The sequence below is a fragment of the Pseudomonas sp. S09G 359 genome (assembly GCF_002843605.1).
Classification (GTDB): Bacteria; Pseudomonadota; Gammaproteobacteria; order Pseudomonadales; family Pseudomonadaceae; genus Aquipseudomonas.
On sequence record NZ_CP025263.1, the window covers coordinates 4,683,094 to 4,708,187 of the forward strand.

Sequence of the window (25,094 nt, forward strand, 5' to 3'; positions counted from 1 at the left end):
CGCTCTGTGGCGAGGGAGCTTGCTACCGTTGGGCTGCGCAGCAACCCCAAAACCCGCAGCACCGATAACGCCTAGCCCTTCAACTCACCCGCCCGGTTGCTCGCCGCGTCGTCGTAAGCCACATACAGCGACTCGGCAATCTGGCTCTTGATGGCCTTGGTGGACTCCAAGCCAAGCACAAAACCTTCGGCTTTACCGCCAGCACGGTTGAGTTCTTCATGGGTGGACGCGCCGGTGATGGCGTCAAGAAGCTTGGCGGCGTGAGGGCCTACGCCTTTGGGAAGGCTGATTTGGTCGATGGACATGGGCGATACCTTGAAAGAATGAGATCGGTAGCGCTTAAAACCACTGCCGGGGCTGGCATGGTAGACCGATATCCACCTTAAAGGGCTGTTTTCTGGCGACCAGAGGCTTACCCGGCAACCCGGCCCTGTGTGGCGAGGGAGCTTGCTCCCGTTGGGCTGCGCAGCGGCCCCAATCCCGCAGCACCTTGCTCCATTGCCTACGCTTACGTCAGAATCCGCCGGCTTGTGCGCTGGGGTGGCCGTCTTTAAGGTTGCTCGGTCGCTGAATCTCTCAGTGATCGGGTTTAGTAGCCTGAGTTGGGTATTGAAAAGTGCATGAGCTTCATCAATCAGACATTGCGTCTGCGCTTGATGGCGGCTATGCGTAGGGCACCTCCGGGTGCGCCGGCTTTGATATCCACCGGTCTACTAACCTGCGCACAGCTGCCACCTTTTTGTTTAGTAGCGACAAGGTGACGGCCCAAAACTGGATATCGTTATGTCTCAAGCCAATACCGATTCAACAACACTCTTCACCGTCACTCCCAACGCCAGCAGCGAAGCCTTGCTCACCAATAGCTTCGAAACCTTCACATCCGTCAGCATCCTGCTGCTCGACCTGTCCGAAGACTTGAGCGGCAAACACCGCGACACCGCCTTGGCTATTCATCAATTGAGTGAATTGGGCGTGCTGCTCACCGCCAAACTCCTCGACCGTGAAGCAACATGCCCTGGCTGATACCTGCCCTTCTAGTCGCTAGCCCGATTGCTCGTCGCGTCGTCGTAAACCACTTACAACGACTCGGCGATTTAATTTTTACGGCCGGGGCGAATTACGACCCGCGCAATACGTAATCAACCCCCACCCACATAAACATTTGAATGCTGAAGTAATACGGCCAGGTAGCCCAGCGCTTTAGGGGAAGGGGGATAGACGCGAGTTCCTCCTCGCTCACATCACCCGACTGAATGTAACTTTTGGGAAACATCAAAAAACAGGAAATTTGTCCCATACGCAGAGACTTATCCTGCGGCCGCTTGCCGGACCACACGCGTTTATTGCGCTGAACAACTTCATTGCCTTCAAAATATTTCTCCAGACTTTCAAGCTTGAAGTAGAGCGAATAGACCATCAACATCAAACCAATTGGAAACTCAACGCGAACAAGGATGGTGACGAACCGGTCGATACCTATATCCACAGATCATCAGCCATATAGAGCTCTTCACCCCACTGCGCCCCCTGTTCTCCCAATCTCGATCCGCCTCTATAACCGCCCGCAGCCCCTCCTATAATTCCGCAATAAAGTCCCCCTCTTCCTCGGGTAGCAATCCCGAGAAAAAAGCGACACATAGCAGGCCCCAATGCTCCACCAATTGCGGTGCCCAGCGCTCCCCCTCCAACATTTCCCGCCAACCTCCCGCCTTCCACAAACTTAGCCTTACGACACTCCTCCTCCCGCCCGTCTGTACAGGCCTCCTTTACCTTCAACCCCGTCACACCCACATCCAGTGCCAGTCCAATATAGGTGCCTTTGCGTAAATGCTGGGAGATCGCTGCAATCCTTTCGATGCGCTCGGCGTACCCTTTGATTTCCCCTTTGTGCAAAAAGCTCTTGGTGGATACCCCCAAAATCCACCTTAATGACTGACTACTGCGCAACCCGGTACCCAATCGAGCCGCGCCGTGAAGTTGGTTATTTAACTGCTTAAGCAAGATCTGACGCTGCTGAAAAAAAACATCTCTGTTCACGGCGCCATTTTTAAGCCGTACGTAAGCCTGCTCAATCGCCTCCAACGTGTGTCGGACGTCATTCAGATGGCTGCTCCAGGCGGATGTAGCACTGCCAATTCCCAGCGAGCTGTAGCTCAACATGCTCTCTAGTAAGTCGTAGTCTTTGACTATCAGGTCCCCCGCTCCTGGGTTGTGATCCAGCACGCGGTTGATCTCTTCAGCTCGGTTCATAAGCCAGGCTTCGTTGGAGGTGCTTTGTTGAGCCATGTTGTCTGGCACGACCACCAAGTAACCCGGCCCTATAAACGGCCGAGGTAGATGAGCGTTCAGCGCATCAAATTTCTGCACGGCAGTGGAAGAAGCCCCACTCAGTACCCTGATTTTCAAACTCGCGTAGTCAGTTAAATGTTGATTGATATAAGCCGTCGCCATGCCCGAATTCCGATTTCAAATAAGAAGAGTTCAAAATATAAAGTCGGAACGTTCTTAGTTGGCGAAAAATAAAGCGGTCAAAATTCAGTTTCAGAAAAGAGCTACAAGCATACAGATCAAAACCTACAGCAATGATGCAATAACCATATTTTGGCCATTACTGATAAGTCGTTTAGCAACTATGAACTTCCCAACAACTCCCTAACCCGCCCCCAGCACCTACACCAGCAGATCAGGTGCCCACTCTCGACATACTCGACATACGCTATCCTGCGCTGCGTCAAAAGGCGCATGAGGAGAGTGGCATGTTGATTGGGCATCGCTTCGAGCGCACCGCACAGGATGATCTGCATATCCACGCCTGCAACCGGGTGCAGAGTGCTTTTGTACTGCTGGCAGGCGCGATGGCCTTCATTCTGCCGCTGGCCTTCGTGGTCTTCTGGTGCACCGATGCAAGCTCATCGCTGACGGGCCTGGACCCGCTGTCCTCGTTGCTGATCGCTCTTTTACTGCTGCTGATTCCCGCCCTCGGCCTGTTCTTGATGGTTTACACCGGCACCCGCGAGACCTTGCTGTTATCGCGCGTCGACGGTGAAGGCAAGCGCCGCACCCGAAATTTCTTCGGCGGCCGCGAGCGTGTGCAGTCGGTGTTTAAAATCGATACGCCGCGCCAACTCGAACTTCGCCGTCGCCCACACGCCGAGCCCGCTTACACCCAGCTGTGGCTGGTAATGCGCGATGGCACCGAACATCGCCTGACCACCGATAACGTTCCGGTGGTGCCGGGCAGTCAACACACCGATCGGTGGCTGCGTGAGTTGGCCGATTACCTGAACGTGGCGGTGCCCACCGAGGTAGTCGTCGGCACGGCGGCCACTGCGCAGGCCCCCTATAGGCCTGCGCCATCACCCGTGAAGGCCGCCAGGCAGCGCAAAGCCAAGGGGCCCACCCCTGCAGCAAAGTCCACCGAACCACTCGGCATGCCCGCACGCGCCCTGCTCACCCTGTTGGGCGCCTTCCTGGCCGTGCTGGAGCTGACGCACGCCATCGGTCTGGTGCGCGCGCTGTTTACCGGGCGGCTGCGGGTCGGCGGCGTTCGATCGGGGTCGGTGAGCTTCTACTGGGCCGAACAACCGATGGTATTTTCATTCAATGTGCTGGTGGGTGTCGCCGAGGTGCTGATTATCGGCGTGATCGCCTGGGGGTGCCTGCGCGTGGCAATCCTGGGGCGGCTGAAAGCCAATCCTTGAGGTCTGAGCACGTGTGTCAGGGCGTTGCACAGGGCGTGTCTTGAAGAAAATCGTTCAGCGCTGCCTGATAAAGCGCTAACGGCTGATTGTCGGTATTGAGCAAGGCAAGTGGAATCAGGGTGATATGCGCCACTGTCAGGGAGCTTATTGAATAGGTTTTCTGCCTGCACACGCCGTGATCGTTATTGAGTATGAAATTGAACTTGAACAGTTCCGGCCTTGTGCACCAGCTGGGAATCAAGCCCAGGCTCAACCCCGTCAAATATTCCTGTGCACACGCGCCGCCCGAGGAAAATTCCGAGATTTTTATTGCCAATGCAGGAACGGCCGAAGCCGTCGGCGTTGAGCTGATGTGTTTTGCATCTGGAATGATTTTTTCGGTCGCGTCGTATGCACGCTTACCGAAGCGACTGTCTTTCCAGGGAGAGGCAATCTCATAAGTGAAGCTGGAGACTGTTTGTTTTCTGCCGGACTCAACATGTTCGTTGATGATCGGTTTTGACGCATAGGAGGTACAGCCGGCGCATGCCATGGCGATGCTGAGAACAAATAAACTATTCGCACTTATGCGGCGCATCTTGAGTTTTCCTTAACTACTGGTCGCTGGAAGGGGGCGATAACCCCTGAAGTAGATTGCGTACACCTATGCCTACAGAAGCTTGAGCAGTGCTTGCACCAACTCACCCGCCTCCTGCTGATAAACCTCTTGCCAGCGCGCCGACCAGTCCTGCGGCCGGCCGGCTTCGTCCCATTCGGCCAGGGCCAGGCCGTTGATGATTTCCAGCTCGAACCATTGGCGCTGCCACGCCGCCGCGTCAGGGATCAGCGTGGTGTCCTGCCACAGGAACTCAGTCTGGGCGACAAAATCACTCCAGCCAAAAAGCCCTTGGGGTGCCTGTTGCCCCAGGGCGATCAATTGCGCTTTGTTTATCATCAGTGGCTCAGTCACAACTCTTCGGCTGAAGACTATAGGGCATCCCACCCTGGATTGGCGCCCCGTCACTCACAAGCCGCTAGAGGCCGCCAAGCATTTCCGCGATACTGCCCACCCCACGCCCCGATACGGAAATCCCGCTCGATGAAGTTGCCCGCGTCCGTCCTGCTCCTCGCCTCTGCCCTGCTCGCGCCCGCCGTCGCCCATGCCGATGACGCCGCGCTGACCGACACCCTCAAGGCCTTCGCCCGGTGCGATGCAACCTTCTTCAGCAGCCTGAACACCCACCGCGATGCCTGGCAGGCCTATGCGCCGCTCAAGCAGGACAAGGACTTCACCTGGATCGCGGTCAAGAACCGCGCCGACCGCAAGGCCAACTCGGTGCCGGTCAGCGCGCCGCCCATCGCGGGCTTGAAGCTGCTGTCGTACAACGACGAAGCCACCGACCTCGGCTCGCTGGGCCTCTACTATTACTGGGGCTTCGTGGTGGAAGGCAATGTCGATGAGGTGGCCCAGCGCCTCGCGCCGCTGCTGGAGCAACCGGCGCGCCTGCAAAAAGGCGATGGGGACTACATTCGCAGCGAACTCAAGGTCGGCGACCGCTGGCAGGCGATCAAGCCGCGCCCCGGCACCGCGCCGGGCACCCGCAATGTAGAACGCGTGCTGCTGGTGGAGCCGGAAGGCCAACAAGGCACGCAATCACGCGTCAGCTGCTCGGTACAGGGTGGCGTCGACGCCGCGCTGCTGGTGTGGTTGCGCCCGGATATCGCGCCGGTGGATTACCCGCGTACCGTGGTTGAACCGAGCATCAACGATGTCGCCGTGCCGGCCAACGTGCTCCAGAGCCTTAACTCGCCGCTGTTGCAGCCCAAGTTCAAGACGTTGAACTACACCTACCTCTCCACCAAGAGCGATGGCAGCAAGGACACACCCACCTCGGTGACCTTCGCTGCGGCCGCCGGTGGCTTGTTGAACAAAGACGAGATCTACAGCGAAAACTTCCATGTCGAACGCCTGGTGCAGGCTGACCTGATCCAGTTGAAGTCGAAGATGAATGGCATCGGCGACGGCCAGGTCCTGCAAACCCGCGAGATAGAGCTGAACGTACCCAGCAGCTGGGCCCCAGGCCAGACCCTGAGCGCCCGCCTGCACATGGCCAACGTGCCAGGCAAGCCCACCGACACGCCGGTGGAAACCGCTATGACCTGCAAGATTGGCCAGCGCTTCCCGGCCAAGCAGGTGTTTGCCGCGTTGACCGGCGACGCGATCAAGCTTGAGTGCGAACAGGGCGACTACACCACCTCACGCGCGTTTATCGAAGACCTGGGGGTTGCCCTGACGCTGGAAACGACGTCGGGCAAAATGCGCTCGGTGTATAAATACACCGCGCTTGAAGTGACACGCTGATTGACGGCACTCTGCGGCGCCGCCGCAGTCTGTTCCTACACACCCCTCGCCAGCGGAGTTCCCATGATCATTGTTCACCACCTCAACAATTCGCGCTCGCAGCGCATCCTGTGGCTGCTCGAAGAGCTTGGCCTGCCGTACGAGATCAAGCGCTACAGCCGCGACCCGAAAACCAACCTCGCACCGCCGGAACTCAAGGCGATCAATGCACTGGGCAAATCCCCGGTGATTGAAGATGCAGGCCGCGTGGTGATCGAGTCCGCTGCGATCATCGACTACCTGATCCGCCGCCATGGCGCAGGTCGCCTGCAACCGGACCCTGCTAGCGCTGAATACGACACCTACGTGCAATGGCTGCATTTTGCCGAAGGCTCGGCCATGCTGCCGCTGATGCTCAACCTCTACGTCGGCCGCTTGGGCGACGCCGGCGCGCCGTTGCACCCGCGCATCGAATCCGAGGTGGCCAATTACCTGGGTTACCTGAACGACGCGCTGGCGGATAAGGCCTACCTGCTGGGCGATGAGTTGAGCGGCGCGGATATCCAGATGAGTTTTATCGGCGAAATCGCCAAGGCCCAGGGCAAGCTGCAGGCCTACCCGCACCTGGCAGCCTGGGTGCAACGTTTCCAGGCGCGGCCGGCGTATCGCACGGCGGTGGATCAGGGCGGCGAGTACGCGTTTGCCAAGTGAGTGGCTGAAAACACCGCAGCGCCCTGTGGGAGTTGTCGAGGTTTAGCGAGGCTGCGATGCAGGCGCCGCGGTCTGGCGGGTGCACCGCGGTGATCCCATCGCAGCCTCGCTAAGGCTCGACAGCTCCCACATTTGATCGGCTTCGTTTCAAATACCCTATCCCCTCTGCAACCGGCTATTGCTCCGATCCGAATACAGTCATACGATGACTGACCACAATCATAAAAATAAAGGATCTCTCGTGAGTAAACCCCTTCTCATGGCCGCCGCCGTTGTCTGTGGCCTCAGTGTGCAAGCCAACGCCGCTACTTTTGCTTACATCTCCAGCCCCGGTGATGGGTTGATTTCCCAGTACCGCCTCGACGAAAGCAACGGTGCGCTAAGCCTGGTCGACCAGGTGACGGCCGGCGACCAGGTCAACCCGATGGCTTTGAGCCCCGACGGTAAAACCCTGTTTGCGGCATTGCGGGTCAAGCCGTTTCAGGTCGAGGCGTTCAGCATCGACCCGGCGAGCGGGCGCTTGACCCCGCAATCCAAGGCGCCGCTGGCCGAAAGCATGGCGTACCTGGCCACCGACCGCGCCGGGCGCTATCTGCTCGCGGCCTCCTACGGTGCCGACACCCTCAGCGTGCAGCCTATCGCCAAGGCCGAGCCGATCCTCACCTATAAAACCGGCCCACACGCGCACTCGTTGCGCACCGACCCGAGCAATCGCTTTGCCTACGCCGGCAACCTGGGCAGTGACCACGTACTGCAATACCGCTTCGACGCCAACACCGGCGCGCTCACGCCGATCGGCAGCGGCTACGTCAGCGTGCCGGCCAACACCGGGCCGCGCCACCTGGCGTTTTCAGCCAACGGCAAGTACCTGTATGTAGTCGGCGAAATGAGCGGCACCGTCACGGCATTTGCCATCGACGGCAACACCGGCGCGTTGACGCAAATCGGCGTGGCCAATGGTATTCCCGAGCGCTTGAAACTGGCCCACGGCGAAGTGCGCGATGCGCGCAACAACGATTTGAAGGACGACCCTACCCCACGCATCTGGGCGGCCGACCTGCGCCTGTCGCCGGACGGCAAGCTGCTGTTGATGAGCGAGCGCACCAGCAGTTCGGTGTCGGCGTTTGCAGTGGACACGGCCACCGGCGGCCTGCGTTTTATCGACAACTACCCGGTCAACGAGAAGCAGCCACGCAATATCGCGTTTTCACCCAACGGGAAGTGGTTGCTGGTGACCGGTGAAAAAAGCGACACCGTCGGCACTTACGCGGTCAGCGCCACCGGGGCGTTGAAGCGTGTGAGTGAAGCCGCGTCGGGCAAAGGTGCGCTGTGGATTGAAGTGCTGCACACGGCGGCGAAGTAATTCGCCCAAGTGCATCGAATTTAAACCGCAGGCACCCTCCCCGTGGCGAGCGGGCTTGCCCGCGTTGGGCTGCGCAGCGGCCCCCCTACAGGCACTGGGTTTTTCCTGGAAGAACTCGGCAGCTGGTTTTGGGGCTGCTACGCAGCCCAACGCGGGCAAGCCCGCTCGCCACACGGGAGCGTGTGGCTTTTAAAGGGCTTCAGTGCTTAGCTCAGGCGGAACCTTGCGGTGTTGTCGCTCAATGCCTGGCTGCCTTTGCTCAGGGTGTCCGCCGCCCGATTGACCGCCCGCGCGCCATCCAGCAAGCGGCCTGCGGCCTGGTCCACTTGCTGGATATTGCCGCTCACTTCATCCGCTGTCGCGGCTTGCTCTTCCACCGCCGTGGCGATTTGCGCCAGGGTGTCGGTGACGTTCTGCACCGCGCCGGCAATCTCGCCCAAGCGCGTGCCCAGCCCGGTCACCGACTCGGCATCGGTAAGCGCCTGCTCGCATGCCGCCCCCATCAGGGTGACCGCCTGGCTCACGGTGGCACGCAGGCTGTCGACAGTGCCGGCGATCTGCGCCGTCGAGGCCTGGGTGCGTTGCGACAGGCTGCGCACTTCATCGGCCACTACCGCAAAACCGCGGCCCTGCTCACCGGCGCGCGCCGCCTCGATGGCGGCGTTGAGCGCCAACAGGTTGGTCTGCTCGGCGATGCCGCGAATGGTGTCGACCACCGATTGAATCTGCTGCCCCTGCTGGCTCACCTGCTGCAACGCATCGGCGGTGTCGGTGAGGCGTTGGTTGAGTTGCTGGATGCTCGCCGTGGTGCGCTGGCTGTCACGGCTGCTGTCTTCGGCGATGCGCCGAGTTTGCTGGGCGCTGCCCGAGGCCTGCTCGCAGCTTCTGGCCACGCCCATGGAGGTGGCGGCCAACTGGGTGGCGGCGGCGGCAATCTGGCTGATTTGCTGTTGCTGGTCTTCGACCTCGGTGAGGGTGCTGCCCGATTGCGAATTGAGCGTGAGCACGGCAGAACCCAACTGCTGCGTCTCATGGTTGACCCCCAGCAGGCTGGCACGCAATTGCACCACCGCCACGTTGAGCGCCGTGCTGATGGCCGCGAGTTCGTCGCGCCCTTCCACCGCCACGGCCACGCACAGGTTGCCGTCACGCAGGGACTCGGCCAGCGTGGTAATGCCGCTGGCGCTGCGGCGGATGGAGGCTTGCAGGCACATGAACAGGTACAGCGCCGCCAGCGCCAGCAGGCCGAAGGTCGCGGCCAGCGGGATAAACCGGGCGTTCGCGTGGTTGTGGTAGTAACTCAAGCGCGCATCAAGGGAGGTCAGCGACTGGATGCGCAAACTGCCGAGCGCGCCGAGCATGGCGTCGACACTGCGCTCAAAGCCGGCCGTGTCGAGCTTGATGGTGCCGCCGAACACGCCGTCGTCGAGTACCTTGAGTTCATTGTCCAGCAGTTGCAGAGTGGTGTCGTACTGGGCGGTCCAGGGCTCCATGCCGGCGTATTGCTTGGCTTTGAGCGAGGCAGCGGCCTTGGCCAACTGGTCGCGCGCGTCGCCAATACGGCTGCGCAGATCGCGCATCTGCAGGCGGCTCTGCAAGGTGAATTGGCCGGAGGCGATCGACGACTGCCCAACGCTGGCCATCCGGCCAATGCGCTCGATCAGGTCGGGCGTGTGCTGGGTGCCCATCTGCATGAGCATGTAGGTTTCCAGCCAGGGATCGAGGATCAGGCCGGCGTCCAGGGTGATTTGCTCGCGCAGGGTTTGCATCGCGCTCAGGGCGGCGGTGAAACGGTCGTAGCCGTCCGGCCACCAGCCCACGGTGCGCAGCGACTGCGAGTCCATGCCCTTGACCGTGGCTTGCAATGCCTCGTAGCGCGCCAGGATGTCAGCGCTGGCGTTCTGGGTTTTCAACTCATCGCCCAGGGCTTGCAGGCTTTGCTGGATCAGCGGGAAATTGGCGTCGACCTTATCCATCGCCGCCTTCGCCGCCGGCGTCGGCGCGTGCAGGATGTCGGCGGCTTTCCAGCGCGAAGCCAGGTTGCGCTGCGCGGTCAACTGGCCGTCCAGCGAGTCGAGGGCCAACAGTTGGCGAACACCGGATTGCTCGTTGGAAATCACGCCCAATTTGTCGCGATAGTCCTGGCCGATCATCCACAAGCTACCCGCCAGGGGCAGCATGAACAGGAAAAACAGGATCTGGAATTTGCGCGCGAAACCGAAGCGACCAAGCAGGCGGATACCGGGTGATAACAAGCTGTGCATGTCCGACTACTCCCTAAAACCACCCACGCGATACGACGGTGGGCGAAGCCTTGAAATGACTAACGGCAAAATGCCATGTCATTGATTAGCTTAGCTCTAGCAAGATACGGGCCGATGGCACACAGCCCTGAAATAGGGCGGATGGTGCGCCGCTGCACCCCATCGCGTGCGCGAAAATGGGGCAAAAGCACTCAGGGCCAACGACACACTTGTAACCGTTGAGCTACTTGACCTGCATGTACTGGGCAAAATGCTGGATGTGATCATCCAGATTATCCTCAAGCATCATCCGGTACTGGTCACAGAAATACTTGAGCATCGCCTCCCGCTCCTCGGCCATGTGCGCGCCGGACTTGAAGTTGCGCGCGCAGGCCCAGGCATTGAAGCGCGTGGTGCCGAACATCATCGAAGCACTGACCTGGCCGAGGTTTTCGAAGGTCTTAAGCTGCTCGTTCGACAGCTCGATATGGGCGTCGGCGCGATCATAGAAGGCTTGGTCAGTGGCGTCTGCCATGGTGTGTATCCCGGGTTAACAAATGAGGGCGGCCATTGGAGCATATCCCGACCAACACCCCCAACCCCGGGCTCACGTGGCAAGCCTACTTATGTGACAAACCTGCTTTTGTAGCAAACCTGCTCATGTGGCAAATCTGCTTTTGTAGCAAACCTGCTTATGTGGCAAATCTACTTTTGTGGCGAGCGGGCTTGCCCGCGTTGGGGCGCGAAGCGGCCCCACCCCAGGCGCCGCAGTCCTTCAGGTAGAACGCTGTGGCAGGTTTTGGGGCCGCTACGCAGCCCAACGCGGGCAAGCCCGCTCGCCACAAAAGCCAGGCTTAGGCCAGTAACTCGGTGATCCATCTGGCGTGCTGGGCAATCTCTTGGATTTTGCCCTCCGGCACCGCCTGCCGCGCCCAAAGCAAACCTGCTTTTGTGGCGAGCGGGCTTGCCCGCGTTGGGGCGCGAAGCGGCCCCACCCCAGGCGCCGCAGTCCTTCAGGTAGAACGCTGTGGCAGGTTTGGGGGCCGCTGCGCAGCCCAACGCGGGCAAGCCCGCTCGCCACATAAGTCAGATTAGGCCAGTAACTCGGTGATCCATCTGGCTTGCTGGGCAATCTCTTGGATTTTGCCCTCCGGCACCGCCTGCCGCGCACAAAGCACACCTGCTTTTGTGGCGAGCGGGCTTGCCCGCGCTGGGGTGCGAAGCGGCCCCACCCCAAGGCGCCGCAGTCCTTCAGGTAGAACGCTGTGGCAGGTTTTGGGGCCGCTGCGCAGCCCAACGCGGGCAAGCCCGCTCGCCACATAAGTCAGATTAGGCCAGTAACTCGGTGATCCATCTGGCGTGCTGGGCAATCTCTTGGATTTTGCCCTCCGGCACCGCCTGCCGCGTAGCAAACCTGCTTTTGTGGCGAGCGGGCTTGCCCGCGTTGGGGCGCGAAGCGGCCCCACCACAGGCGCCGCAATCTTTCAGGTAGAGCGCTGTGGCAGGTTTTTGGGGCCGCTGCGCAGCCCAACGCGGGCAAGCCCGCTCGCCACATAAGTCAGATTAGGCCAGTAACTCGGTGATCCATCTAGCTTGCTGGGCAATCTCCTGGATTTTGCCCTCCGGCACCGCCTGCCGCGCACGTAGCAAACCTGCTTTTGTGGCGAGCGGGCTTGCCCGCGCTGGGGCGCGAAGCGGCCCCACCCCAGGCGCCGCAGTCCTTCAGGTAGAACGCTGTGGCAGGTTTTTGGGGCCGCTACGCAGCCCAACGCGGGCAAGCCCGCTCGCCACATAAGTCAGATTAGGCCAGTAACTCGGTGATCCATCTGGCGTGCTGGGCAATCTCTTGGATTTTGCCCTCCGGCACCGCCTGCCGCGTAGCAAACCTGCTTATGTGGCGAGCGGGCTTGCCCGCGTTGGGGCGCGAAGCGGCCCCACCCCAGGCGCCGCAGTCTTTCAGGTAGAACGCTGTGGCAGGTTTTGGGGCCGCTACGCAGCCCAACGCGGGCAAGCCCGCTCGCCACATAAGGCAGATTAGGCCAGTAACTCGGTGATCCATCTGGCTTGCTGGGCAATCTCTTGGATTTTGCCCTCCGGCACCGCCTGTAGCGCACGCTCAAAGCTCGCTAAGGTCTTCTGCTTCTCGCGCAATATACGCTGCCACTTGGCCAGAAAAACCGCGCTGCGCGCCTGCATTTGCAGTGGGCCGAAGTACAATTCCTTAGGACTGTATTTAACCGAATCGGCACGTTCGGCGACGATGATCTCGAAGTAGAAACGGTTCTCCCGCAGCAACTCTTCACTGAGGATCGCGTAACCGTTTTCCATCAACCAAAGCCGCAACGGCTGCTCGCCGCCATTGGGTTGCAGAATCAACCGCTCATGGCCGCCAAGGTAGCCCTTACCACTCTCGAGAATATCGCGAATAGTTTCGCCACCCATGCCGCACAGGCTGATCGCGGTGATGCCATCCCCCGGTTCGACAGCCGCCAGGCCATTGGCCAAGCGCACCTTGATGTGCTGCTCCAGGCCGTTGTCACGCACGGTACGTTGGGCGGCCAGGAATGGCGTGGTGGCCACCTCGCCCGCCACCGCCGCCGCGACCAGGCCACGGCGCAGCAATGCCACCGGCAGGTAGGCGTGGTCTGAGCCGATATCGGCCAGGCGCGCGCCCACGGGTATGTTCGCCGCCACGCGCTCAAGGCGCATGGATAAAGTGTGCTGGTTCAACGCCCTACTCCCCCGAAAACCGGTCGCGACTGTTGGTCAGGTGCAACACCATCGCAGCACGCGCGGCGTCTGGGTCCTGGCGCTTGATCGCATTGAAGATCGCTTCATGCTCCAGGTTCGCCAACTGCCCCAGCTTGGCAAAGTCCGCACCGCCGCGTTCGACGCCCTTGACCTGGGTGCGCGGGATCATCGCATTGCCCAGGTGCTGCATGATCTCGGTGAAGAAGGTATTGCCGGTGGCTTCGGCGATCAGTTGATGAAAGCGCTTGTCCTCTTCCACGCAGCTGTCGTTGTTGGCCAGGGAAGCCTGGTAGTCGTCCAGCGCTTCACGCATGCGCGCCAGTTGCGCGTCGCTGCGGCGCAGCGCGGCCAGCGCCACCGCCTGCACCTCCAGGCCCAGGCGCAGCTCGAGCATATTGCGCACGCTGGCCACCGTGTCCACGTGCAGGCGCAAGCCTTGCTGGGCGTGCTGCTCCAGCACAAAGGTGCCGATGCCGTGACGCGTCTCCACCAACCCCGACGCCTGCAACTTGGACAGCGCCTCGCGCACCACGGTCCGGCTGACGCCATGCTCCAGCACGATGGTGGATTCCGACGGCAGCTTTTCACCGGGTTTCAACTGCCCGAGCAAAATGCGCTGGGTCAGGTCTTCGACCACGCCTTGGGCGAGGTTGTTGGAGCGTTTACGGACGGGGGGTCCACTGTCGATGGGCATTGCTACGGGTCCACGGGGCTGGGCTGGTGGGAGCTTAACACCGCGCCCGACGGCTTCGTTTGGGTTGATGGAAAAAATGCTCATCTTGTATGACAACTAATCTGAAGCACTCTTATCTCAATTTCCACTTTCGTGCCCTTATCAAGGAATCCGCGCTCATCCACGCATGGCAAAGCCCAGCACATACCCCAACAAATACTGGACAAATAACCAAATATGCGGACCTGAGCATCGCCTTATAAGAACAAAAACACCCCGCACCGGATTGCTAAGCCAAGAAAAGCACTTGTATGATGTCTATCAACAAAACACGCAAACCCGCATAAAAATAATCAGGGGGAGTTTTGAATTGTGAACAATTCAAGCCATGCATCTGCCGCTTCAAACAGTGATCCGGTTCTCGCGCGCGCCGTGCGCAAAGTGAAGAGCCATGTGCTCCCACTGTTCGTGATCATGTTCATCCTCAATTACATCGACCGGGTTAATATCGGCTTCGTGCGCACGCACATGGAGCATGACCTGGGCATCGGCGCCGCGGCCTATGGCTTTGGCGCCGGGCTGTTCTTCATCGGCTATGCCCTGTTCGAAGTGCCCTCCAACATGCTGCTGCAAAAGGTCGGCGCGCGTATTTGGCTGACCCGCATCATGTTCACCTGGGGCATCGTCGCCACGCTGATGGCGTTCATCCAGAATGAAACCCACTTTTACATCCTGCGCTTTCTGCTGGGCGTGGCCGAAGCCGGCTTCTTCCCCGGGGTGATCTACTACTTCACGCGCTGGTTGCCAGGTGTGGAACGCGGTAAAGCCATCGCGATTTTCCTCAGCGGCTCGGCGGTGGCCTCGCTGATCTCCGGCCCGTTGTCGGGGGTGTTGTTGCAGATCGAAGGGTTTGGCTTCCACGGCTGGCAATGGATGTTCGCCATTGAAGGCCTGGCCTCGGTGGCCATCGGCTTCTTTGTGTGGTTCTGGCTCGACTCCAAACCCCACGACGCCAAATGGATGACCCGCGAGGAACAGGACGCCCTGGTCGACGCCATCGACGGGGAACAACGCGAGCGCGAGGCGCTGACCAGCGTCAAGCCAACCATTGGCAAGCTGCTTAAAGACCGCCAGATCATGCTGTTTTGCGCGCTCTACTTCTGCATCCAGCTGACGATTTACGCAGCAACGTTCTGGCTGCCGAGCATCATCAAGAAGATGGGCGACCTGAGCGATGTGCAAGTCGGCTTCTTCAACTCGATCCCTTGGCTGATCTCGATCATCGCCATGTACGCCTTCGCGTCGCTGTCGGGCAAATTCAAGTTCCAGCAGGCCTGGGTAGCGGCGGCACTGTTGATTGCTGCGGCGGGGATGTTCATGTCCACCACCGGCGGGCCGATCTTCGCCTTTATAGCGATCTGCATTGCGGCCATCGGGTTCAAGTCGGCGTCGTCGCTGTTCTGGCCGATCCCCCAGGGCTACCTGGATGTGCGCATCGCCGCCGCCGTGATCGCGTTGATCAACTCCATCGGCAACCTGGGCGGCTTCGTCGCGCCGACCACCTTCGGTTTCCTGGAGCAGACCACCGGCTCGATCCAGGGCGGGCTTTACGGCCTGGCCGGCACCTCGGTGCTCGCGGCGATCCTGGTGTTCTTCGCCAAGACCGCGCCCTCGGCCGCGCTGGCCTCGCCAGGCACCCCGCCAACCGGCGCCGCCCTCAGCAAACCTCTTTGAGCTTATTCAGGAACTTGCCATGACTACTCCTATCGTTACGCACTTCCAGGTCATCCCGGTGGCCGGCCACGACAGCATGCTGCTCAACCTGAGCGGCGCCCATGGGCCGTTCTTCACACGCAACATCGTCATCCTCAAGGACAGCAGCGGCAATACCGGCGTCGGCGAAGTGCCCGGCGGCGAACGTATCCGCGAAACCCTGGAGGACGCGCGCAGCCTGGTGATCGGCCAACCGATCGGCCAATACCAGCGAATTCTCAACCAGATGCGCAGCACCTTTGCCTCACGGGATTCCGCCGGCCGCGGCCTGCAAACCTTTGACCTGCGCATCACCATCCATGCCGTTACCGCCATGGAAGCCGCCCTGCTCGACCTGCTGGGGCAATTCCTTGAAGTGCCGGTGGCCGCCTTGCTCGGCGAAGGCCAGCAGCGCGACGCGGTGAAAATGCTCGGCTACCTGTTCTATGTCGGCGACCGTAACGCCACCGACCTGGCTTACCGCAACGAAGCCGACGCCGACGACGATTGGTTCCGCCTGCGTCATGAAACCGCCCTGACCCCTGAAGCCGTGGTGCGCCTGGCCGAAGCCGCCAAGGCCAAGTACGGCTTTAACGACTTCAAGCTCAAGGGCGGCGTCTTGAGCGGTGACGCCGAAATCGAAGCCGTCACGGCCCTGGCCGAACGCTTCCCCGATGCACGCATCACCCTCGACCCGAACGGCGCCTGGTCACTCAAAGAAGCCATCCGCCTGTGCCGTGACCAACACCACGTGCTGGCCTACGCCGAAGACCCTTGCGGCGCCGAAAACGGTTACTCGGGCCGCGAAGTCATGGCCGAATTCCGCCGTGCCACGGGCCTTAAAACCGCCACCAACATGATCGCCACCGACTGGCGCGAAATGGGCCACGCGATCCAGCTGCAATCGGTGGACATTCCGCTGGCCGACCCGCACTTCTGGACGATGCAGGGTTCGGTGCGCGTGGCGCAGATGTGCAATGAATGGGGCCTCACCTGGGGCTCGCACTCCAACAACCACTTTGATATTTCCCTGGCGATGTTCACCCAGGTGGCCGCCGCCGCCCCGGGCGACATCACTGCCATCGACACCCACTGGATCTGGCAGGACGGCCAGCGCCTGACAAAAGAGCCGCTGAAAATCGAAGGCGGCTACGTGAAAGTACCGGCCAAACCCGGCCTGGGCGTGGACATCGACATGGACGCCGTGGCCCAGGCCCACGAGCTGTACAAAGGCATGGGCCTTGGCGCACGGGACGACAGCGTGGCGATGCAGTTTCTGATTCCGGGTTGGAGCTTCAACAACAAACAACCTTGTTTGGTACGGTGACCCAGGCACTGACGGACCGCGCCCCCACAGGGGCGCCTTGAATATCAGGGTTTACCGGCTACTGCCCGCTTTTACGCGGGCAGGTTTTTTCAGCGCCGTTGCAGCAATCGGCTGCACGGTCAGCTCCACGCCTAATGCCAGCATCAGCTTCTGGATGGTTTCATAGCGCGTTTTCGAGCCACCCTTGAGGGTCTTGTACAAGCTCTCCCGATTAACCCCCGCCGCCTCGGCCACCTTGTTCACGCCCTGGGCCTTGGCAACCTCCGCAAGCGCCTTCATCAATATCTGCGGGTCTTGAGACTTCATGCTTTGCGCAAGATAGGCACTGATGGTTTCCGGGCTGTCAAGAAAGCGCGAGGCTTCATAGACATTGGTACCGGATGTATCAAGATCGAGGATCGGCATGTCCTCGGGTTGGAATTTCGATTCGTTCATTTCATTGACCTCGCAGGGCATCGAGAATCTCTTTTGCCCGTTTGATACCTCTTTTCTGGTCGGTTTTATCACTGCCGCACAGCATCAGATAAGCAGCTAAGCCCGTACGTACAAAGTAAATCCTGTAGCCGGGCCCGACAAAAACGCGCATTTCACTCATCCCATCGCCTACGGGCTCACAGTCTCCAAAATTGTTTGCCTCGGCGCGGTCCAGCCGGGTAAGAACAGCGGTTTTCCCCCAAATATCCTTCATACCGTCGAGCCATGTATCAAACTCCGGCGTCCTGCCGATCGTATTCGTCACAGAATCACTTGTAGCCTACTGGCTACTCCTTGTAGATACCAGTGAATTTTTAGCTCTGGAAAGATCCAGTAGAAAAAACCCTAGCCCAGGACCCGCAGGAGCAGCCGGTCGATACTATTAGCGCGTATTTCCCCAACGTTTAAAGCACCCGGTCAAACAACGGCGCCACGTCATACCGCTGTTTCAACATCTGCGCATCCACCAGAAAGTCCGCCGTGGCCTGGGCCTCGCTCACAATCGTCGGGGAGATAGGCAGCACCTTGATCGCATCACGCTTGAACCACACCTTGGCGATTTCCGGGGCGGATTGGTTGGCCTTCGACCACGCCTCGGCGTACTCATCCACGTGGGTGCTGCTCCACACCCGGGCGCGGGTGAGGCGTGCGATAAAGTCCTTGATGATCGCGCTTTTCTGCGCAAGGGCTGGCTCATACGCGACGATGTAGGTGGGCGCGCTCATCAGGCCCTTGGCGTTGCGGATCAGCGTGCTGCCTTCTTTTTCCTGCAGCGACACGTAGGGTTCCCAGGTGCCGAAGGCGTCGATGTCGCCTTGGGTCAGCGCCAGGCTGGCTTCGGCCGGCAGCAGGTATTTGAAGGTCACGCTGCTGCGCGGCACGCCCGCTTCATCCAGGGCCTTGTAGGCCAGTTGCTGGCTCCATGAGCCGTTCCAGATCGCCACGGTTTTGCCTTTGAGGTCGGCCACCGAATGAATGCCCTTGCGCGCCACGATGCCGACGCCGTCGAGGCTGGTCTGGGTGCTGGCCACCACCTTCACCGGCGCGCCATTGGCGGCCAGGCTGATCACTGGTGTATCGCCGACAATGCCCACGTCCAGCGCGCCACTGGCCACTGCCGAGGCCACCGGCGAGCCGGTGTTGAAGCGCTTGAAGTCGATCTTGTACGGCAAGTCTTTCAGCTCGCCCGACAGTTCCAGCACGATGCGGTTGGAGAAGAACTGGTCGCCTACCGTAAGGGTCAACGGCTCCGCCGCCCAGGCTGAAGGGACGAAGGCAGTGAGCGAGGTCAGGCCGAGCACGGCGAGCAAATTACGACGATTGATCATGCAAAAAATCCACAGAGTTAATGGCTGACTCAACCATCTGTGGGCGTGCAGTCTGGTGATGAGAGAAGGGTTTAAAGGTCGCCGAGCGTGGCGCCCGTAGAAGCTAACGCAATCAGCGCGCAGCGATTAATACTGTTAGGCACTATCGATAGAACCGCCGTGCAGCTGCATAGCTATTTTTCGTATTAAAACCTTGGCCGCCCTTGGGTTAGGGTGGCGTCACCAGACCACTGGACCCCAGCACCTGAACCACTTTCTGCAAGGTCCATTGCATGTCGACTCCCGTTTTGAATATCTGGGGCGCACCGCCCTCCGCCCGTTACGAACAACTGGCGGCGCCGTTTCGCCCGCTGTTTGCGCAGATCCTCGCGCAGGCCGCCGAGGCGGATCAAACCCGCGCCAGCCTGGCCGACGTGATCCAGCAACTGAATGCGCTGGGCCTGCCACGCTGGCGTTTGCCGGCCACTTATGGCGGCCACGGTGCCACCCTGGTGGAACTGCTTACGTTGCTCACTGAACTGTCGGCGGCCGACTCCAACATCACCCAGGCGCTGCGCGGGCACTTCGGCTTTTGCGAAGACGTGCTCAGCGCCAAGGACCTCGACTGGCGCGCCAAGTGGCTCGACCGCCTCGGCCAGGGTGCCCTGCTCTCCCCCGGTAGCACTGAGGTCGGCACCCAGGCCCGCGGTGATTTCGGCACCCGCCTGCACCACGATGCAGGCGGCACGCTGCGCATCAGCGGGAAAAAGTTCTACACCACCGGCGCGCTCTACAGCGACTTGATCAACACCATCGCCACCGGTGAAGACGGCACCGTCTACAGCGTGGTGGTCGACCTCAAGGCCCCCGGCGTGCAGATCATCGACGACTGGAATGGCTTCGGCCAACGCCTCACCGCCAGCGGCACCTGCGTCTTCGACAACGCACCGGTGGTGGACAACGACGTGCGCCCCACCCAGCAGCGCTTTGGCCATGGCCAGTCGTTCTTCCAGCTCTACCACCTCAGCACCCTCGCCGGCATCGCCCGCCGCGCGGCATTGAGTGGCGCCGAAGCACTCAGCCAGCGCGCGCGCACCTTCACCACCGGCAACGCCGACACTGCGGGCCAGGACGTGCAACTGCTGCAAGTGATCGGCGAAGTCGCCAGCCAGGCCTACGCCGCCCAGGCCATCGCCCAGCAAGCAGCCCAGCGCCTGGAGCAAACCGCGCAGTACGTGATCGACCATGACCAGCCACTGCAGGATGACGACCCGCAGGTGGCCCTGGCGGAATTGGAAGTGTGTTTGGCGGTCAACCCGGTGGTGGATGCCACCCTCGCGGCGACCACGGCGCTGTTCGATGCACTCGGCGCCAGCGCCACCGCCAGCGACAAGGCGCTGGATCGGCTGTGGCGTAACGCGCGCACCTTGGCGAACCACAACCCTCGCGTGTACAAATCGCGGATCGTGGGCAATTACCTGGTCAATGGGCTGCTGCCGCCGGCGCAATGGCGAGTAGGTGTCGCCAAAGGTTAATGAAGCAACGCAGAACAAATGTGGGAGGGGCAAGCCCCCTCCCACATTTTGATTGGGGTATGGTCTTACAGGTATACAAACCACAGCACCCAGTCACACGCCAAAGCGCTGCAAGCCGGGCTCAATTCAACAAACAACACAGGCCAAATGTGGGAGGGGGCTTGCCCCCGATGAGGGTGGGTCAGTGAATGCTGCTGTAGCTGATGCACCGCAATCGGGGGCAAGCCCCCTCCCACATTTTGATTGGGGTATGGCCTTACAGGCATACAAATCCCAGCACCCAGTCACAGGCCAAAAGCGCTGCAAGCCAGGCTCAATTCAACAAACAACACAGGCCAAATGTGGGAGGGGGCTTGCCCCCGATGAGGGTGGGTCAGTGAATGCAGCTGCAGCTGATGCACCGCAATCGGGGGCAAGCCCCCTCCAACATTTTGCTTGGGGTATGGCCTTACAGGCATACAAATCCCAGCACCCAGTCACAGGCCAAAGCGCTGCAAGCCGGGCTCAATTCAACAAACAACACAGGCCAAATGTGGGAGGGGGCTTGCCCCCGATGAGGGTGGGTCAGTGAATGCTGATGCAGCTGATGCACCGCAATCGGGGGCAAGCTCCCGATGGGGGTGGGTCAGTCCATACAGCTGTAGCTGATACACCGCAATCGGGGGCAAGCCCCCTCCCACATTTTGCTTGGGGTATGGCCTTACAGGCATACAAATCCCAGCACCCAGTCACAGGCTAATGCGCTGCAAGCCGGGCTCAATTCAACAAACAACACAGGCCAAGGGAGGGGGCTTGCCCCCGATGAGGGTGGGTCAGTGAATGCTGCTGTAGCTGATGCACCGCAATCGGGGGCAAGCCCCCTCCCACATTTTGATTGAGGTATGGCCTTACAGGCATATAAATCCCAGCACCTAGTCACAGGCCAAAGCGCTGCAAGCCAGGCTCAATTCAACAAACAACACAGGCCAAATGTGGGAGGGGGCTTGCCCCCGATGGGGGTGGGTCAGTCAATACAGCTGCAGCTGATGCACCGCAATCGGGGGCAAGCCCCCTCCCACATTTTGATTGAGGTATGGCCTTACAGGCATATAAATCCCAGCACCCAGTCACAGGCCAAAAGCGCTGCAAGCCAGGCTCAATTCAACAAACAACACAGGCCAAATGTGGGAGGGGGCTTGCCCCCGATGAGGGTGGGTCAGTCAATACAGCTGTAGCTGATGCACCGCAATCGGGGGCAAGCCCCCTCCCACATTTTGATTGGGGTATGGCCTTACAGGCATATAAATCCCAGCGCCCAGTCACAGGTTAAAAGCGCTGCAAGTCAGGCTCAATTCAACAAACAACACAGGCCAAATGTGGGAGGGGGCTTGCCCCCGATGGGGGTGGGTCAGTGAATGCAGCTGCAGCTGATGCACCGCAATCGGGGGCAAGCCCCCTCCCACATTTGGCCCTGTGTTTGGATTGGGAGGGTTTTAGTTGCTCACAAACGCCAACACCCGGGCCAGCATCCGGTCGCAGGCTTCCAGTTGCTCCACGCTGATAAATTCATCCGGCTTGTGCCCCTGCTCCATGCTCCCCGGCCCGCACACCACCGTGGGAATCCCCGCCTGGTCAAACAGCCCACCCTCGGTACCAAACGCCACGGTGCCGTAATCGCGCGAACCACAGAACTGCGCGACCCACTCCGCCGCCTGGCTCTCCAATGACGTGGCCAGCCCCGGGTAACTCGACAGCTCGCTGAGGCTGATCGCCGACTGGTCACTCACCGCCTGCATCGCCGGCAACAATGTCTTTTCGGCGTAGCCGCGCAACTGGTGCGCCACCTGCCAAGGGTCCTGGGCCGGCAGCGCGCGTACTTCAAAATCAAAGGTGCAGTTCTGCGGCACGATATTCAGCGCCTTGCCGCCGGTGATCACGCCGGTTTGCACGGTGGAAAACGGCGGGTCGAATCGCTCATCCAAGTGCTGAGGGGATTTGAGCCCTTCGCCGATGCGCACCAGTTCACCGATCAGCCGCGCGGCGTATTCAATCGCGTTGACGCCCGACGGCGCGTAGGCCGAATGGCACGCCGCGCCATGCACTTCGCAGCGCATCGCCAACTTGCCTTTGTGGCCGAGCACCGGCTTGAGTTCGGTGGGCTCGCCGATCACACACAGCAGCGGCTTGACCAGCTGCCCGTGGAACCGCTCGATCAGCGCGCGCACGCCCAGGCAGCCGACCTCCTCGTCATAGGACAGCGCAATATGCACCGGCATGCGCAACGACGCCTGCACCAGCGCCGGCACGCAGGCCAGCACGCAAGCGATATAGCCTTTCATATCGGCGGTGCCACGCCCGTACAATTTGCCGCCCTTCTCCGTCAGTTCAAACGGCGCCACCGTCCAGCGCTGGCCGTCCACCGGCACCACGTCGGTATGCCCGGACAACACAATACCCGGCACGTCGGCCGGGCCGATGGTCGCCAGCAGGTTGGCCTTGCTCTTGTGTTCGTTGTACACCAGCTCGCAGGCCACGCCGTGGTCCTGCAACCACGTGCGGACAAAATCGATCAAGGCCAGGTTGGATTCACGGCTGGTGGTATCAAAGCGCACCAGCTGCGCCAGCAACTCGCGGCTGCTGCTCATCGGTCATCTCCCGGCACCGCATAACCCGGGGCGATCTGCGGGTTGAGGGCGCGGTCGATGTAGTCCTGTAACTGCGGGTGATAGGCCTGCCAGAGTCGGTCGAGGGCGCCGATGGGGTCTGCGTCGGCCCAGTCCACCCGCAGATTGACGATCGGCCACGGCAACTCATCCACCACCACCAACGCCGCCGAATGCACCGGCCCAGCCTCACCGCCGCCGGCCACGCCAGCCTGCATCGCCGCTAGCAGGCGCTCGGCCAGATGCCCCGCGGCGTGTTCAAACGCGTGCACCATCGACTCGATCACACCAGGGTTGGCCAACATGTTGCCCGCCGCCACGCATTGCTCACCACTCACGGCATTGTGAATGCCCAGGGTCCGTGCTCCGCTGAAATGCGCGGTGCGGCCGCTGTTATCAATCACCGTCACTTGGCGGTACTCGCTGTGATCCTGCTCAACCAGCATCGCCAGGGCCTCACTTGGCGCCAAGCCTTGCTCAAGCAAATCCAGCACCTGCGGCCCCAGGCTCGGCAAGGTGATGTTCTGCGACGCCACCGCACCCACCCCGGCACGCAACCACGGGCACCGCGCGCCTACGGCAATACTCGACGAACTGATCGCAATACCGAGTTGGCCGGTCTTGGCGCAGCGGGCGACAACGGAAAAAGTCATAGGGCGCTCCTTAATCGAGTACCGAAGGGTCGGCGTCGATCATCAACTGCTTCATTTCTTCAAAATGCCGGAGCGAGAAATCCACAATACCTTCCCAGCCCCGCGCGGTTTTCTCCGCCACTTCATCGGACAACACCCGCAGCGGCTGCCCGGTGGACCAGGCCGTCACGAGGATCTGGCAGGAGCGCTCCAGGGTCCAGATATCATCAAAGGCTTCGCCAATGGAGGGTGCCGTGACCATCACGCCATGGTTACCCATCAACAGCCGGCTCTTGCCGTCAAGCAGCCCGGCCAGGCGCGCGCCTTCGGCCTCGGTGTCGGCCATGCCGCCGTAGAGTTCGTCCACCGCCACGCGGTTGAAGTAGCGCGCGGTGTTCTGGTCAATCGGTGGGATATGCGGCGTGGCCAGGCACGCCACGGCCGTGGTGTACACCGGGTGCAAGTGCAGCACGGCGCGGGTTTGCGGCAGCAGCCGGTGGATCTGCCCGTGGATCGACCACGCGGTGGCGTCCACATTCGGGTGATCGGCGCAGGCCGCATCGTCGGCGTTCAACAACAGCAAGTCACTGGCGCGGATACGCGAGAAGTGCTTCCACTTGGGGTTGAGCAAAAACTGTTTGCCATCGGCCGACACGGCCGCGCTGAAATGGTTGGCCACCGCTTCATGCATGCCCAGGTGGGCGATGATGCGAAAGGTCGCCGCCAAGTCGATGCGCGTCTGTTCTTCGAGGGATAACGCCATGAAGCTTACTCCGCAGGGCGTGGCCGCAGCAGGCTGCGGCGCACGCTATCAAGGTTACTTGGGCATCAGCGCCGCGAGGTCGGCCTCGGTCGGCGCCTCGAAGTTGTACTTCTTGAGCAAGGCGGCGTATTCCGGCGTGGCGCGGTATTTTTCCAGGCCGTCGAGCAGGGCTTTTTTCACCGTGTCGTTGCCCTTCTTCACGCCAAAGCCGTTGAGCACCGGGTAGATCAAGGTGTCGGACGAAATCACCACGCGACTGCCGAGTTTGTCGATCACGCCACGGGCCACGGCGGCGTCGGTGATCTGCGCTTCAACCGCGTGGGCCAGCAGGGCCTGGGTGGTTTGCGGGTCGGTGCTGTACTCGCTGATCTCGATCGGCTTCAGGCCCTTGGCCACGCAGTACTCGGTCGACAGCTTGTTCATCTGCGCCAGCCACGAGGTGGCGCCCATGGAACCGATCTTGTGGCCGCAGAACTCTTCCGGCGTCTTGGGTTGGAATTTACTGTCCTTGAGGGTCAGGATCGACTCGCCGCTTTTCAGGTAGGGGATCATGTCGATGACCTTGACCCGCTCCGCCGTGATGTACATCGACGAGTTGGTCACATCGAAACGCCCGGCTTGCAGGCCGGTGATCAGGTTGGGGAAGCGCGTGTCGAGGGTCTCGACCTGGCGCCCCATGACCTTGCCCAGGCCGTCCATGAACTCGATATCAAAGCCGGCCGGCTTGTTGTTATCCATGTACTCATAGGGGAAGAACGTCACGTCCGACCCCGCCACGATCTTGCCGTCTTTCTGAAAGGCCACAGCCGCCAACGAGGTCATTGCTACCGCTGCGCCCAGCAGGCACACGGCGAGGGGGCGAACACTGTTACGAAACGCTGTCATGGTCATTACCCGCAA

Annotated in this window: 24 protein-coding genes and 1 pseudogene; 8 read left to right on the forward strand and 17 right to left on the reverse strand. The window is 60.8% G+C overall.

Going from position 1 to position 25,094, the window contains the following annotated elements; translation table 11 throughout:
• Positions 1–71 precede the first annotated feature (71 nt).
• Entirely contained in the window at positions 72–305 is a 234-nt protein-coding gene (locus CXQ82_RS21315; protein ID WP_034136025.1) for a hypothetical protein, read from the reverse strand.
• Between the two features lie 478 nt (positions 306–783).
• Here CXQ82_RS21315 and CXQ82_RS21320 point away from each other — a divergent pair, with 478 nt between their 5' ends.
• Entirely contained in the window at positions 784–1,023 is a 240-nt protein-coding gene (locus CXQ82_RS21320; RefSeq protein WP_101272163.1) for a DUF6124 family protein, read from the forward strand.
• 94 nt (positions 1,024–1,117) lie between these two features.
• Here the strand turns inward: CXQ82_RS21320 and CXQ82_RS21325 are convergent, their stop codons facing one another.
• Positions 1,118–1,486 carry a hypothetical protein gene (locus CXQ82_RS21325; protein ID WP_101272164.1) on the reverse strand — a complete coding sequence of 123 codons (369 nt, stop codon included), beginning with the start codon at positions 1,484–1,486 and terminating at the stop codon, positions 1,118–1,120.
• A complete protein-coding gene (locus CXQ82_RS21330; protein WP_101272165.1) occupies positions 1,477–2,451 on the reverse strand; it encodes a hypothetical protein in 975 nt (324 codons plus the stop codon). The genes CXQ82_RS21325 and CXQ82_RS21330 overlap by 10 nt, the downstream gene beginning before the upstream one ends.
• Before the next feature lie 305 nt (positions 2,452–2,756).
• Here CXQ82_RS21330 and CXQ82_RS21335 point away from each other — a divergent pair, with 305 nt between their 5' ends.
• Positions 2,757–3,701 carry a hypothetical protein gene (locus CXQ82_RS21335; protein ID WP_101272166.1) on the forward strand — a complete coding sequence of 315 codons (945 nt, stop codon included), beginning with the start codon at positions 2,757–2,759 and terminating at the stop codon, positions 3,699–3,701.
• A gap of 16 nt (positions 3,702–3,717) precedes the next feature.
• Here the strand turns inward: CXQ82_RS21335 and CXQ82_RS21340 are convergent, their stop codons facing one another.
• Together CXQ82_RS21340 and CXQ82_RS21345 are read right to left on the reverse strand one after the other, a co-directional pair.
• Positions 3,718–4,278, reverse strand: coding sequence for a hypothetical protein (locus tag CXQ82_RS21340; protein WP_101272167.1), 561 nt, complete (start codon positions 4,276–4,278; stop codon positions 3,718–3,720).
• 72 nt (positions 4,279–4,350) lie between these two features.
• The gene (locus CXQ82_RS21345; RefSeq protein ID WP_101272168.1) at positions 4,351–4,635 is read right to left on the reverse strand and encodes a hypothetical protein; all 285 of its coding nucleotides are present in this window, start codon (positions 4,633–4,635) and stop codon (positions 4,351–4,353) included.
• Between the two features lie 144 nt (positions 4,636–4,779).
• On the opposite strand from CXQ82_RS21345, the gene CXQ82_RS21350 reads away from it, so the two are divergent.
• From CXQ82_RS21350 to CXQ82_RS21360, 3 genes are all read left to right on the forward strand, one after another.
• Positions 4,780–6,042 (forward strand): hypothetical protein, encoded by a 1,263-nt coding sequence (locus tag CXQ82_RS21350; RefSeq protein WP_101272169.1) that lies wholly within the window; start codon positions 4,780–4,782, stop codon positions 6,040–6,042.
• 63 nt (positions 6,043–6,105) lie between these two features.
• Positions 6,106–6,732, forward strand: a complete 627-nt coding sequence (locus CXQ82_RS21355; protein WP_101272170.1) for a glutathione S-transferase family protein — start codon at positions 6,106–6,108, stop codon at positions 6,730–6,732.
• Positions 6,733–6,973: 241 nt separating this feature from the next.
• Entirely contained in the window at positions 6,974–8,095 is a 1,122-nt protein-coding gene (locus CXQ82_RS21360; RefSeq protein ID WP_101272171.1) for a lactonase family protein, read from the forward strand.
• Positions 8,096–8,301: 206 nt separating this feature from the next.
• Here CXQ82_RS21360 and CXQ82_RS21365 read toward each other — a convergent pair whose 3' ends face one another.
• The 5 genes and pseudogenes from CXQ82_RS21365 to CXQ82_RS21405 all read right to left on the reverse strand — a co-directional run bounded on the left by CXQ82_RS21365 (position 8,302) and on the right by CXQ82_RS21405 (position 13,783).
• Positions 8,302–10,359: a methyl-accepting chemotaxis protein gene (locus CXQ82_RS21365; protein ID WP_101272172.1), complete on the reverse strand. Its 2,058-nt coding sequence runs from the start codon at positions 10,357–10,359 to the stop codon at positions 8,302–8,304.
• A gap of 223 nt (positions 10,360–10,582) precedes the next feature.
• Positions 10,583–10,873 carry a DUF3144 domain-containing protein gene (locus tag CXQ82_RS21370; protein WP_101272173.1) on the reverse strand — a complete coding sequence of 97 codons (291 nt, stop codon included), beginning with the start codon at positions 10,871–10,873 and terminating at the stop codon, positions 10,583–10,585.
• A 1,028-nt stretch (positions 10,874–11,901) separates the two neighbouring features.
• Positions 11,902–11,982 (reverse strand): annotated as a pseudogene (locus CXQ82_RS31680) (tRNA (adenine-N(1))-methyltransferase); the annotation flags it as partial.
• A 390-nt stretch (positions 11,983–12,372) separates the two neighbouring features.
• A complete protein-coding gene (locus tag CXQ82_RS21400; RefSeq protein WP_305882049.1) occupies positions 12,373–13,068 on the reverse strand; it encodes a tRNA (adenine(22)-N(1))-methyltransferase TrmK in 696 nt (231 codons plus the stop codon).
• A 4-nt stretch (positions 13,069–13,072) separates the two neighbouring features.
• Positions 13,073–13,783, reverse strand: coding sequence for a FadR/GntR family transcriptional regulator (locus CXQ82_RS21405; protein ID WP_101272175.1), 711 nt, complete (start codon positions 13,781–13,783; stop codon positions 13,073–13,075).
• 351 nt (positions 13,784–14,134) lie between these two features.
• Here CXQ82_RS21405 and CXQ82_RS21410 point away from each other — a divergent pair, with 351 nt between their 5' ends.
• Both CXQ82_RS21410 and gudD read left to right on the forward strand, forming a co-directional pair.
• Positions 14,135–15,496, forward strand: coding sequence for an MFS transporter (locus tag CXQ82_RS21410; RefSeq protein ID WP_101272176.1), 1,362 nt, complete (start codon positions 14,135–14,137; stop codon positions 15,494–15,496).
• Between the two features lie 19 nt (positions 15,497–15,515).
• On the forward strand, positions 15,516–16,841 hold the full coding sequence (gudD, locus tag CXQ82_RS21415; protein WP_101272177.1) for a glucarate dehydratase: 1,326 nt from the start codon (positions 15,516–15,518) through the stop codon (positions 16,839–16,841).
• A gap of 51 nt (positions 16,842–16,892) precedes the next feature.
• Here the strand turns inward: gudD and CXQ82_RS21420 are convergent, their stop codons facing one another.
• From CXQ82_RS21420 to CXQ82_RS21430, 3 genes are all read right to left on the reverse strand, one after another.
• Entirely contained in the window at positions 16,893–17,276 is a 384-nt protein-coding gene (locus CXQ82_RS21420) for an addiction module antidote protein (RefSeq protein ID WP_101273845.1), read from the reverse strand.
• A gap of 1 nt (position 17,277) precedes the next feature.
• A complete protein-coding gene (locus CXQ82_RS21425; RefSeq protein ID WP_101272178.1) occupies positions 17,278–17,580 on the reverse strand; it encodes a type II toxin-antitoxin system RelE/ParE family toxin in 303 nt (100 codons plus the stop codon).
• A 139-nt stretch (positions 17,581–17,719) separates the two neighbouring features.
• Complete coding sequence (locus CXQ82_RS21430; RefSeq protein WP_101272179.1) at positions 17,720–18,643, reverse strand: ABC transporter substrate-binding protein; 924 nt, start codon at positions 18,641–18,643, stop codon at positions 17,720–17,722.
• Between the two features lie 272 nt (positions 18,644–18,915).
• Between CXQ82_RS21430 and CXQ82_RS21435 the strand changes: the two genes are divergently transcribed.
• Positions 18,916–20,157 carry an acyl-CoA dehydrogenase family protein gene (locus CXQ82_RS21435; protein ID WP_101272180.1) on the forward strand — a complete coding sequence of 414 codons (1,242 nt, stop codon included), beginning with the start codon at positions 18,916–18,918 and terminating at the stop codon, positions 20,155–20,157.
• A 1,472-nt stretch (positions 20,158–21,629) separates the two neighbouring features.
• Here CXQ82_RS21435 and argE read toward each other — a convergent pair.
• Genes argE through CXQ82_RS21460 form a run of 4 tightly spaced genes read right to left on the reverse strand, consistent with a single transcriptional unit; the run spans position 21,630 to position 25,079 of the window.
• Positions 21,630–22,781, reverse strand: a complete 1,152-nt coding sequence (gene argE / locus CXQ82_RS21445) for an acetylornithine deacetylase (RefSeq protein ID WP_101272182.1) — start codon at positions 22,779–22,781, stop codon at positions 21,630–21,632.
• Positions 22,778–23,452, reverse strand: a complete 675-nt coding sequence (locus CXQ82_RS21450) for a DUF1028 domain-containing protein (protein ID WP_101272183.1) — start codon at positions 23,450–23,452, stop codon at positions 22,778–22,780. Before CXQ82_RS21450 ends, argE begins: the two co-directional genes overlap by 4 nt.
• A gap of 10 nt (positions 23,453–23,462) precedes the next feature.
• Positions 23,463–24,194 carry a class II aldolase and adducin N-terminal domain-containing protein gene (locus CXQ82_RS21455; protein ID WP_101272184.1) on the reverse strand — a complete coding sequence of 244 codons (732 nt, stop codon included), beginning with the start codon at positions 24,192–24,194 and terminating at the stop codon, positions 23,463–23,465.
• A 54-nt stretch (positions 24,195–24,248) separates the two neighbouring features.
• A complete protein-coding gene (locus CXQ82_RS21460) occupies positions 24,249–25,079 on the reverse strand; it encodes an ABC transporter substrate-binding protein (RefSeq protein WP_101273846.1) in 831 nt (276 codons plus the stop codon).
• Positions 25,080–25,094: the final 15 nt, after the last annotated feature.